General features: G+C 42.4%; 11 protein-coding genes. 3 read left to right on the plus strand and 8 right to left on the minus strand.

What is annotated here, in order from left to right:
* The 7 genes from V7Z60_RS06890 to V7Z60_RS06920 form a co-directional block, all read right to left on the minus strand.
* On the minus strand, window positions 1-221 hold a 221-nt coding region (locus V7Z60_RS06890; protein WP_334117102.1), incomplete at its 3' end, for a YkuJ family protein.
* Between the two features lie 163 nt (window positions 222-384).
* Window positions 385-1,404: a lysylphosphatidylglycerol synthase transmembrane domain-containing protein gene (locus V7Z60_RS06895; protein WP_334117103.1), complete on the minus strand. Its 1,020-nt coding sequence runs from the start codon at window positions 1,402-1,404 to the stop codon at window positions 385-387.
* Window positions 1,401-2,429, minus strand: a complete 1,029-nt coding sequence (locus V7Z60_RS06900) for a glycosyltransferase family 4 protein (protein ID WP_334117104.1) — start codon at window positions 2,427-2,429, stop codon at window positions 1,401-1,403. Before V7Z60_RS06900 ends, V7Z60_RS06895 begins: the two co-directional genes overlap by 4 nt.
* A 14-nt stretch (window positions 2,430-2,443) precedes the next feature.
* Complete coding sequence (locus V7Z60_RS06905; RefSeq protein WP_334117105.1) at window positions 2,444-3,619, minus strand: glycosyltransferase family 4 protein; 1,176 nt, start codon at window positions 3,617-3,619, stop codon at window positions 2,444-2,446.
* Window positions 3,620-3,790: 171 nt separating this feature from the next.
* The gene (gene ptsP / locus V7Z60_RS06910; protein WP_334117106.1) at window positions 3,791-5,512 is read right to left on the minus strand and encodes a phosphoenolpyruvate--protein phosphotransferase; all 1,722 of its coding nucleotides are present in this window, start codon (window positions 5,510-5,512) and stop codon (window positions 3,791-3,793) included.
* A complete protein-coding gene (locus V7Z60_RS06915; protein WP_003692688.1) occupies window positions 5,512-5,778 on the minus strand; it encodes a phosphocarrier protein HPr in 267 nt (88 codons plus the stop codon). Before V7Z60_RS06915 ends, ptsP begins: the two co-directional genes overlap by 1 nt.
* 220 nt (window positions 5,779-5,998) lie before the next feature.
* Window positions 5,999-6,190, minus strand: coding sequence for a hypothetical protein (locus V7Z60_RS06920; RefSeq protein ID WP_334117107.1), 192 nt, complete (start codon window positions 6,188-6,190; stop codon window positions 5,999-6,001).
* A gap of 149 nt (window positions 6,191-6,339) precedes the next feature.
* On the opposite strand from V7Z60_RS06920, the gene V7Z60_RS06925 reads away from it, so the two are divergent.
* From V7Z60_RS06925 to V7Z60_RS06935, 3 genes are all read left to right on the plus strand, one after another.
* On the plus strand, window positions 6,340-8,502 hold the full coding sequence (locus V7Z60_RS06925; RefSeq protein ID WP_334117111.1) for an ATP-dependent Clp protease ATP-binding subunit: 2,163 nt from the start codon (window positions 6,340-6,342) through the stop codon (window positions 8,500-8,502).
* A 139-nt stretch (window positions 8,503-8,641) separates the two neighbouring features.
* Window positions 8,642-8,923 carry a DUF1827 family protein gene (locus V7Z60_RS06930; protein ID WP_334117108.1) on the plus strand — a complete coding sequence of 94 codons (282 nt, stop codon included), beginning with the start codon at window positions 8,642-8,644 and terminating at the stop codon, window positions 8,921-8,923.
* Between the two features lie 98 nt (window positions 8,924-9,021).
* On the plus strand, window positions 9,022-10,074 hold the full coding sequence (locus tag V7Z60_RS06935; protein ID WP_334117109.1) for a MucBP domain-containing protein: 1,053 nt from the start codon (window positions 9,022-9,024) through the stop codon (window positions 10,072-10,074).
* Between the two features lie 90 nt (window positions 10,075-10,164).
* Here V7Z60_RS06935 and V7Z60_RS06940 read toward each other — a convergent pair whose 3' ends face one another.
* A complete protein-coding gene (locus V7Z60_RS06940; RefSeq protein WP_334117110.1) occupies window positions 10,165-10,887 on the minus strand; it encodes a hypothetical protein in 723 nt (240 codons plus the stop codon).
* Window positions 10,888-11,025: the final 138 nt, after the last annotated feature.

Below are 11,025 nucleotides of genomic sequence, written 5' to 3' on the forward strand. Positions count from 1 at the left end.
AGATCGTAAATCTCCATTGCGGCAAGGTCAATATCGTCGAATTCAAATTTTTGCTTTGAAGCAATTTCTTCAAGCGTATAGGTTTCGGTAGCAGGATCAAACGTCACAAAGCCGCGTTCTTCACCGTCCTTTTCAAAACGACGCGAAGACACTTCGTTTCCTTCGCTATTTGACATTGCATCCAAGCGCTTGATGATTGCTACAAGTTGTGAATTTTCCATAGTAGACTCTCCTCGTTTTCAAATTATCAGCCATCACTTTGGCTTACCGATTATTATTTTAGCAAATTTAAGCCTAACATACACGCATTATCACAAGTTTTATGAAAAACTTTGCGAAAGCTAATAAAAAACGCCCTGAAGCTAGAAAACTTCAAGGCGGTATTTAATCTTCTGCTTTGATCTTGACAGGCTTGACTGCCAAGGCACCGATCCCAGCAAAAATTACGAAATAATAAGTGACCGCACGCCATAGAAGCATTGCTAAAACCAGTTTCCCGTGACCCGAAATAAACGTCGAGAACACCATCGAAAAGCTGAGTTCTGCCCCGCCTGCCCCACCGGGAATCGGAAAAAGCGAAATAATCATCACAATCAGAACATGCATCGTCATCACAAGCAAAACATTGACATGGGTTACGCCAAGAGAGAGCAAAATAAAGTACGGAATCAGATAGTAGAAGAAAAGCTGCACCAGAGTCAAAAGCGAAATCTTGATCAAAAGTCCCCAGTCTGCCCGAAGCCTCAAACTCTCTTCATAAAACGAATCAATCTTATCGTCGACGCTTCCTTTAATTTTTTCCAGGCGTTCATCATTTAAAAACAAACTCAGCGGCCTGATCATCACTCTGACCATCTTTTTCGTAAAATCATACCAATACATGATCATGATTAAGCTTGCGATAACAGCAAAATGAATTAGAAATCCAAATATTATCAGCATTGACAACACGTGCAGCTTATCGGCAATAAAACGAAAGCCAATCAAAATACAAACGATAAAATTCACGACGATCATTGACTGATAAACGACGAATTTCATCAACAGCATTGAAGTCGCACGCCCGGCGTCAACTCCTGACTGCATCAACGCAAACAATTGCGCCGGCTGACCGCCAGTTGAAAACGGCGTAATTCCGTTAAACAACAATTCAATCATCGGAACTCTGATTGCATCCCGCATCGGATAACAAGGAAGATGCTGCTGAACCAGAATTTTAACGATAAGCGCTTCAAAAACAACTGACAGAGCCATCGACAACACTGCGACCATGGCCCACGACCATTTCAATCCTTGAAGATCACGAACAAGCTCCTCATATGAAACTCCTTTCAATGATGCATAGCAAATCAACGCACCAATCGCGACCATGATACAGATCATAATTTTGTTTTTCCTTGTCATTTCATGTTTTTTCTAGCCTGGCACTCATAATACCGCTGCCAGATTGCCGCTAGCCTTTCTTCGGAATATTCGTTTGAAACGTCTTGCGCAAATCCTTTCAACTCGTCCATTCTTTCCGGTGAAGAAACAAGATTCGTCAACTTTTCATCCATTTCGTCAAAATCCCTGCACGGCTCGTACTTGCCCGAAATAATCGAATGATACAACGGCAGGTCGCGCAGCATGACGGGCGTATTCGTGCTGCACGCTTCAAGAACGCTCATCGGAAAAAGCTCATTGAACGAAGGAAGCAAAAACAAATCTGCCATATTGTAATACTCATTCATTTGGCTTCTGTCGACGATTCCCGGAAAATAAAGGTTTTCCGGCGGATTGTCCATGACTTTTTTCAATTCTTCGTAACCATCCGTCATCTTTCCAAACGAAAAACCGCCGACCCAGACAAATTTTAATTCGGGATGACGCATGGCCAACTCAATGAAATCAAAAACGCCCTTTCTTTCCTGAAGCTGTCCGACTCCGATAACGACGAAATCATCCTCAGAAATGTTCAGACGTTTCCTCAAGCGAATTTTATCAGAGTCTTCCATCTCGTAAAATTCATTCGCCGAAACAAAATTCGGAATATAGGTGATCTTATCTTCAGAAATTCCGTATGCGCTTAATTTAGGAATGAAACTGGGATTCACCACGACGATTGCATCCATTTTCCTGTAAAATGCAATCACGTATCGATAAAATATGCCTTTAAACGGCTGAGGAATTCTCAAGCTGCCTTCAAGCGTCTCAGGCAGAAAATGAACATATCCGATTCTGATTCCGTGTCCCGGACGCATCGTCGAAAGGTAAAAAAGCGGATCAATCGTATGGTAGTGACTGATATCTGCTTTTCCGAATTTATTAATTGAAATTTTCATGCTGTCGGCATGATGCTCTTCAAGCAATCGAATCAGCTCAAGGTATGCGCTGCCAACTCCCTGACCCTTGACCTTCGTTGCCGATGAGAACATGTGTATATCAAGCATAGTTAATAAACCCCTTATCTTGCCTGTGCTTTATATTTTTCAGATTTCGAATACATTTCAAGGCATTCGGCATAATATTCAACAATCCTTTTTCCGAACAAATCAGCTGAAATTTCACGCAATTTATTCAATCTTGGAGTTTCATCACTGTATTCCTCAGGATTCTTCAAATATTCAACCGTTTTTTCAACGCACTCGTCCTGGTCTCCAAACGTCATTCCGATATTCGGATCATCAAACAAGTCATCGGTATACGGACTATGGGTCGTGACGACCTTAAGTCCTGAGGCTACTGCTTCAATATACGTAAGACCTTGAGACTCAGAGACCGACGTTGAAACGAACAGGTCAGCCGCGTGATAATAATCCGTCACCTTATCGTTCGGAATCTCACCAGTAAAGATGACGTCTTTTGAAATGCAGAGTTCCTCCGCTTGACGTTCAAGACTTGTCCTGGCAGGTCCTTCTCCAACAATCATCAATCTTGCCCTGGGAATATCCTTCTTAATCTTGGGAAAGTCACTTAGCAAGCGGTCAATGTCCTTTTCAAAGGCCAGGCGACTCAGCGTCAATATCAGCGGCGTATTGGGTGAAATACTGTATTTCGCACGAATGCCGGTCCTGTTTCCTTTTTCAAACCTGGTTAAATCGACTCCGGTCGGAATTATGCTGATCGGTTCCGAAACTCCGTATCCGCGCAGAGTATTTAAAACTCTTTCGCTAGGCGCAACTATGCCGTTCATATTGGAACAAAACGATCTCGTCATGACCTTCACGTGTGATGGCTTCAGAATCTTTCCCTTCGCTACATAATGGAGGTAATCCTCATACATCGTATGGTATGTATGAAGACAAGGGATTTTCAAGTTCTTGGCAACAAACTTCCCAATCAGTCCCATTGAAAATTCAGTCTGTGTATGAATAATATCCAAATTCAGTTCCTTTGCGACCTCATACGCCTGAAACAATCCGCGAACTGCAATTCTCCGATCTGTAAACGAAACAAATGGAATGCTTGTGAAACGAAAAGTGTTTCTTTCATAAATTTTCTTTTCGATTTTAGGATCGGTTGTCGTAAAAATATAAACAGTATGCCCCATACGCTCAAGCTGATTTCGAAGTGTTGCAATTGATGTTCCAACACCGCTAACCTGCGGATAAAAGGTATCCGTAAATATCCCAATATTCACGTAAGTTCCTCCCTTGATACTCTCAGTTAGTCATTTTTTATTATATGTTTTTAAATTAGCAATTGCAATCATTCAACATGGCAAGTTCCGAAATCGGTATAAAATCTTAAAAAACGAGCAGGTTTCCCGAACAAAAAAAGACTGGGAAAATCCCAGCCTTTAAAAATAGTCTTACTTAGTAAATTCCTTTACCAAAGAAACGACTTCATCAACTGTTTCACAATCAGAAACTGCTTTGTCCGCTAATTCTTTCATCTTGTTAGAATCAAGTTTCTTAATCAGACTGCGCGTCTTCAAAATTGAAGTTGCGCTCATTGAGAATTCGTCCAAGCCCAATCCAAGCAACAATGGAACGGCAATTTGATCTCCGGCCATTTCACCGCACATGCCAGTCCATTTGCCTTCTTTATGAGAAGAATCAATAATATTCTTGATCAGACGCAAAATTGAAGGATTGTATGGCTGATAAAGATAGGAAACGCGTTCATTGCCGCGATCAGCAGCCATTGAATATTGAATCAAGTCGTTTGTTCCGATACTGAAGAAATCAGCGTACTTAGCCAACTTGTCCGCGATCATCGCAGCAGCAGGGATTTCCATCATCATCCCTACCTGGATATCATCAGAAACTTCCACTCCGGAAGCAACAAGACTTGCCTTTTCTTCTTCAAAAATTGCCTTGGCATCCTTGAATTCCTGTACGGTCGCAATCATTGGGAACATGATTGCCAAACGTCCGTACTTGGATGCGCGAAGCAATGCCCGAAGCTGCGTACGGAAAATGTCCTGACGATTAAGGCAGATACGAATAGCACGGTAACCCAGGAACGGGTTTTGTTCTTCAGGAAGCGGAAGATAAGGAAGTTCCTTATCACCACCGATATCCATTGTACGAACGACAACCTGCTTGCCGTTCATGCCTTCAAGAGCTGCCTTGTATGCTTCATACTGTTCGTCTTCTGTAGGAAGTTCATTCGAATTCATGTAAAGAAATTCTGAACGGAACAGACCAACGGCCTCAGCGCCATTATCATTTGCACCCGAAACGTCATCAGGCGTACCGATGTTTGCACCAAGCAGCACTTCCTTGCCATCGGCAGAAACGGACTTGGCGTCCTTGAGACGAGCCCATTCTTCTTTTTGTGCGGCAAAATCGGCCGCTTTTTGCTTATAATCAGCAAGTTCGGCATCCGTTGGGTCAATCAATGCATCACCGTTAATACCATCGATGATAACCATTTCGCCTTCCTGAATATCCGTTGTCGCAGATCCGGAACCGACTACGGCAGGGATTTCAAGCGTACGCGACATGATTGCCGAATGAGAAGTACGGCCGCCAATATCAGTAATGAAGCCCTTGACGTAGTTACGATCAAGCTGAGCCGTGTCAGAAGGCGTCAGGTCATGCGCAACAATTACGACTTCTTCTTGAATAAGCGCCGGATTAGGCAAGGTAACACCAAGCAAATGACTCATGATGCGCTTTGTGACATCGCGGATGTCACCTGCGCGCTCTTGCATGTAAGCATTGTCGGTCATAGCTTCAAACATTCCGATAAACATATCGGTTACGCTCTTCAAAGCTGCTTCGGCATTAACCTTTTCATTCTTGATCTTATCCTTGATCTGTCCGAGAAGTTCAGGATCAGCCAAGATCGTCAAGTGAGCTTCAAAAACCTGTGCCTCTTCTTCGCCCAGGTTTTCCGTTGCCTTCTGCTTGATAAGTTCAAGTTCGCTCTTTGATGCTTCAACGGCATCATCTAAACGCTTAATTTCAGCTTCAGGATCGTCAATGCTTGTTTCAGAAAATGATAAATCGGGTTGTACAAGCATATAAGCCTTAGCAGCTGCAATCCCATCACTAGCTGCAATCCCTTTTAACATTTTCGTCATTATTCAGCAAGTCCTTCCTTAGCCATTGTATCAGCGATAGCAGCAATTGCTTCTGCTTCGTCTCCGCCTTCTGCAGAAATCGTGATGTCGGCATTTTGACCAACGCCCAGTGACATAACGCCCATGATTGACTTCAAGTTAACTGACTTGCCTTGGTATTCCAAAGTGATGTCAGAGTTGAACTTGCTTGCAGCCTGTACCAAAAGCGTAGCCGGGCGTGCGTGAATACCTGTTTCTGCGATTACGTGAAAATCTTTCTTTTCCATTGTGGATCATGCTCCTTTGAGTTATAAAATGAAATTTGGACCGTACGTCTTGTGAAAACGGATGAAAAACAAAATCGTCACCCATAATACCGTTTTCATTAGTGCTAATAAAAACTAACAAGAACGCACTGCCCCTATAAGCCATATGATATCATGTTTTTAGAAGTTAGACAAGTTTTTGTTGGTATCATTACGACTAATTTATTTTTTTAACTGATTCTCAGAACTCATCACCTTTGTCATAGTGGTAAATCGCTCCTCCGCCCCGTTTGGCCTCGCCAATTACTTTTTTTCTGAAGTTCGAGTCCATAAAGACTTTTTGAAAATCCATAAACTCTTCCTTTGTCACTTCAAACGTTTCAATTTTGCCGTCATGCAAATCGTTTAACAGCTTTTCATAATCTCTTGCCATGAAACATGCCTCCGTTCATGCTGATTTCAACATATTATAACATATCCGGATCATTTTGCTTGCGATTTGAAATTACCATAGTATAATTGAAGATATAAAAGGTCAAAGTTGGTCAAAAGCTTTGTATTCCATGAAAGGTCGTGAAACATTTGCTATGTCAAAATTGTCATAAGAACCCAGCAACAATTCACTTAACAACAAGCATCAATGGTCACCAAACGGCAATTGACCTTTGCTCTGAATGCTATGGTGAATTTCGCGAGCGCTCAAACAGATCTCAGAATCAACCGTTGCAAGATCCCTTTGGCTTCAATTCTCTTGACGATCTCTTCAAGGCAATGGCCCAAAGAAATCAGCCAAATCAAAATCAACGGCAATCCGCTCCGCGAGACGCACCGGGCGGAAACGGTGACACCATTCTTGGTAAGTTCGGATTGGATTTGACTGAAGAAGCCAGAAACGGTCGCATCGATCCCGTTATCGGCCGCGACAAGGAAATAGCCCGCGTCATCGAAATCTTAAATCGCCGTACCAAAAACAATCCCGTTCTGATTGGCGAAGCAGGCGTTGGCAAAACAGCCGTTGTCGAAGGATTGGCTCAAAAGATCGTTGATGGCGACGTACCACAAAAACTGCTCGATAAACGCGTTATCCGACTTGACGTTGTTTCGCTTGTCCAGGGAACAGGATATCGCGGTCAATTCGAGGAACGAATGCAGCAGCTGATGAGCGAACTGAAACGTGATCAAAATACGATCCTCTTCATCGATGAGATCCACGAAATCGTCGGAGCAGGCGACAGCGAGGGCCGCATGGATGCGGGAAACGTTTTAAAGCCTGCCCTTGCTCGCGGTGAGCTTCAACTCGTCGGTGCAACGACGCTGAATGAATACCGCTCAATCGAAAAAGACGCCGCCCTGGCCAGACGACTTCAACCGGTGCGCGTTGACGAGCCTTCAACTGCCGAGACCATCGAAATTCTAAAGGGAATCAAGCCAAAATACGAGGCTTATCATCACGTAAAATACACTGAAGAAGCAATTAACGCCGCTGTTTTGCTGTCATCGCGCTATATTCAGGACCGTTTCCTGCCCGATAAGGCTATCGATTTGCTGGATGAGGCAGGATCAAAAAAGAATTTGACGATTCATGCGGCTGATCCAAAAGTTCTTGACGACAAGATTTCACATGCCGAAGCAAACAAACAGGCGGCTCTTAAAGAGGAAGATTACGAAAAAGCCGCCTATTACAGAGATCAGGTCAACAAATTCACGGAAATGAAACAGAATTCCGTTTCTGAAGAAAATGCTCCGGTTGTCTCCGATAAAGACATGGAAGCAATCGTTGAGGAAATGACTCAAATTCCTGTCGGTGAATTGAAGGAAAAAGAGCAAAATCAATTGCGCAACCTTGCCGATTCCTTGAAAAAACACGTTATCGGTCAAGATGAGGCAGTAACCAAAACGGCCCGTGCCATCAGAAGAAATCGCGTCGGCTTCAATAAGTCGAATCGTCCAATCGGAAGTTTCCTGTTTGTCGGACCAACAGGGGTTGGCAAGACCGAAACGGCCAAGCAGCTGGCAGAGGAACTGTTTGGATCCAAAGATTCCATGATTCGTTTCGATATGAGCGAATACATGGAAAAATTCTCGGTTTCAAAACTTATCGGATCTCCTCCAGGATACGTCGGATATGAAGAAGCCGGTCAATTGACCGAACAGGTACGCCGTCATCCGTATAGCCTGATTCTGCTGGATGAAATTGAAAAGGCTCATCCCGACGTCATGCACATGTTCCTGCAAATCCTTGATGATGGACGTCTGACTGATTCCAAGGGCCAGACAGTCAGCTTCAAAGATACGATTATCATTATGACAAGCAATGCCGGAAGCGGAGATTCCGTCATCAATGTCGGCTTCGGCGCCGAAGCCAATGGGACGACCAACTCGATTCTGGACAAACTGAGTCGATATTTCAAGCCTGAATTCTTGAATCGTTTCGATGACATCATCGAATTCAACGCCCTTTCCAAGGAGGATCTTGGCAAAATCGTTGATTTGATGCTTCAAGACGTAAATAAGATGCTGCGGGAAAAGCAAATGTCATTATCCGTAACGCGTCCCGTATGCGACAAGCTCGTTGAATTAGGCTATGATAAGAAAATGGGAGCAAGACCATTGCGCAGAACGATTCAAGAGCAGATTGAGGACAAGGTTACGGACTTTTGCCTTGATCATCCGTCCGTCAAAGACTTTGCAGCCAAAATCGAAAATAATCAGATTGTCATAGCAGAAAGTACAGCTAAATCATAACATCTGACAAATATCTGATTTTAAAAAGAGTCTCAGTATTTTTTAATTATTGAGCTCTTTTTTATTTAGTATTTCACAAAAATAACGTATAATAAAGGTATATGAGAGGACTGTATAATAAATTTAGGAGGAATTTACCATGCAATTAATTGACGTAACCAACAGTTATGCGCGTAAAATCCGTCGCGAATTGATGAACACGCCCGTTCACTTCATTAAGGTCTTTACCCTGGGCAATTCAAAAGTTGTTTTTAAAAAGAAGAACGATGACGCCGAAATCATCATTTCAAACAAGCTTCGACCGATTACGGAAAAGGAAATAGAATTCGTCAAGGAACATCTTTTAGGTGAAAAAGCCAAGCAGGCGTTGATCACGGCACGGAAAAACATCACTGAAATCAGCTTGAAGAACCGCAAATAAATCTGTCATCAGACGGGGAAACCCGTCTTTTTTGTGGAATTGTTTCAAGTTGCTTGATATAATTGAACTATGCTTAATGGTTGAAAGGTGGGAGTTTGATGTCTTTAGGAACATACTTTAAAAGAATTTTCAATCGAAACGTTCGAAGATCGCGTTTTGCAAAAAAGCATACCGCACCGGACGTCACCATGATTAATCAAGTTCCTCCAGCAGAAGATTCTGTCTTCGTATCAGCTTCCGAACCGGAAACAAGTTCCCCTGAAACTTCCTCTAAGCCGGATTCGACCATTATCATCATTTATCAGGACGAAAATCACCATGCGCTTCAATCTCCGGAAATAATCTCCGGGAATCGCGGTGAAAAACTTAAAGTAACGTTTAAGGAATTCGAAAATTTCGACTTGATTAAAATTACAGGATTCACCTCGGTTTTTTCAATGGAATATGGTGCAATTACTCTAACCTATCGTAAAAAAAACGCAGGGCTGGTTTGGATTTTCTGTCAGGACATGGACGACAGACACTTTCTTCAAAAACCTGTTTTCATCAGCGGTGGTTTAAATGATGAATATGCACTGAGTTCACCGGCCGTTTTGGGATATTCAGTCAAGCATGCGAGCGGTCCCGTCACTGGATTTTTCAAAGACAGACAGCAAGTCGTAACTTATTACTACCGTCGCGACGAATATGCAGACGTCAGCTATGACATCGGTTTTCTTCGTTTCAAGGATTTTTATTGTTGCTCGGATGCGCCTAATGGTCGCAAGACGCGCGTTATCATCGCCAAAAACACTGTTTGGCAGATTTTTGAGACAATCGAACTCGTTTCGGGTGAAAAATGGCATTGCCTCGGAGGAAACATTTGGGCTTGCTTTGACCATGATCTGATGGAATACAGTTCGGTTCAACCAGAAAAAACCTTAAAACTTGAAAACAGATTTTCAGACTGTATCAGCCTCAAAATCAAAGCCAAGATTGATTTTGTTCCGAATAAGAAACTGTTTCTCTATGATAGGCCGTTTGGCACAAGAATCACTTCCGTTCCTGACGGAAAAATCGTTACTTTGACCGCTCGCCATCGTGAGAACGGCATTATCTGGTTTAAAGTCGGTGACTTGGGTTGGACAATTTTTGAATATTTGAAATTTTGAAAGTGAATTTCACGTTAATAAAGCAGCCAGGAACCTTTTTCAGATTCTTGGCTGCTTTTATCTTTATTCAATCCTGTTCAAGTAAATGTCTTACTTCACATTTATCGTCATGCTTAAGGAAGCCTCAACCATTTCAAATTTGATAATCGTATGTCCGTATACTTTTGTCACGCCCTCTTCTGACATTATTTTTTCAGACACGAGCTTGTCTAATTCCTTGTAATCTATCTTATCATTGTCAGGAGTGGCTAAGTCGATGAGTTCCTTAAACAAAGTATCTTCAAGTTTGATGCCGTTATTTTCTATTTCCTTATCATCCCTGTATTGCATCAATACCGTATTGACGCCTGTTGCCTTGGAACGCGAGGAATCCAGTGCCAGACATAACACGCCATGCGAATAATGATTTTGAGTCGTTATCGTATCGTCATAAATGATATTGTTTACGCCCCGATAACCTTTTATGTCATATGAAACCTTGTCTTCAGTTACCGTAGCCCCGTCTTCATTTCCCTTGTTCGGTTCTTCCAGCTTCTCCTTGAAAAACGCCGTAACCTTAGGCCTGATTTCTTCATAATACTTAACCAGTTCAGCTGATGATGATTTTTCCGGTTCTTCATCTCCGTCAGCATCATTTTTATCACCAGACTCTTCCCTGCTCTCCTTTTTCGAAGAAGTTTCATTTTTATCGTTTCTTTTTGCAACCTTTGTTTCAGAACTGTCAGCAGCCTCTTTTTTGGATGATTTACTGCATGCACACGTTGAAAAAGCCAAAATAAAGACTGATAACAACGCAACAACCTTTTTTAACATAACCTTAAAAACCTTCTTTCTGTTGAAAAATCAACATCCCGCTCCATTTAATCAAATCTTCTCGATAATTATGTTCGCTTCCCCCTTTATTTCCATCACGAAGATTTAAACCAACATAAAAATCAGGATTATTAATTT

The sequence above is a fragment of the Ligilactobacillus sp. genome, assembly GCF_036846325.1.
GTDB lineage: Bacteria > Bacillota > Bacilli > Lactobacillales > Lactobacillaceae > Ligilactobacillus.

Coding starts and splice junctions, on each gene's coding strand:
- V7Z60_RS06895 (WP_334117103.1), bottom strand. CDS start 1,404: ATGACAAGGAAAAACAAAATTATGATCTGTATCATGGTCGCGATTGGT.
- V7Z60_RS06920 (WP_334117107.1), bottom strand. CDS start 6,190: ATGGCAAGAGATTATGAAAAGCTGTTAAACGATTTGCATGACGGCAAA.
- V7Z60_RS06915 (WP_003692688.1), bottom strand. CDS start 5,778: ATGGAAAAGAAAGATTTTCACGTAATCGCAGAAACAGGTATTCACGCA.
- V7Z60_RS06935 (WP_334117109.1), top strand. CDS start 9,022: ATGTCTTTAGGAACATACTTTAAAAGAATTTTCAATCGAAACGTTCGA.
- V7Z60_RS06930 (WP_334117108.1), top strand. CDS start 8,642: ATGCAATTAATTGACGTAACCAACAGTTATGCGCGTAAAATCCGTCGC.
- V7Z60_RS06940 (WP_334117110.1), bottom strand. CDS start 10,887: ATGTTAAAAAAGGTTGTTGCGTTGTTATCAGTCTTTATTTTGGCTTTT.
- ptsP (WP_334117106.1), bottom strand. CDS start 5,512: ATGACGAAAATGTTAAAAGGGATTGCAGCTAGTGATGGGATTGCAGCT.
- V7Z60_RS06900 (WP_334117104.1), bottom strand. CDS start 2,429: ATGCTTGATATACACATGTTCTCATCGGCAACGAAGGTCAAGGGTCAG.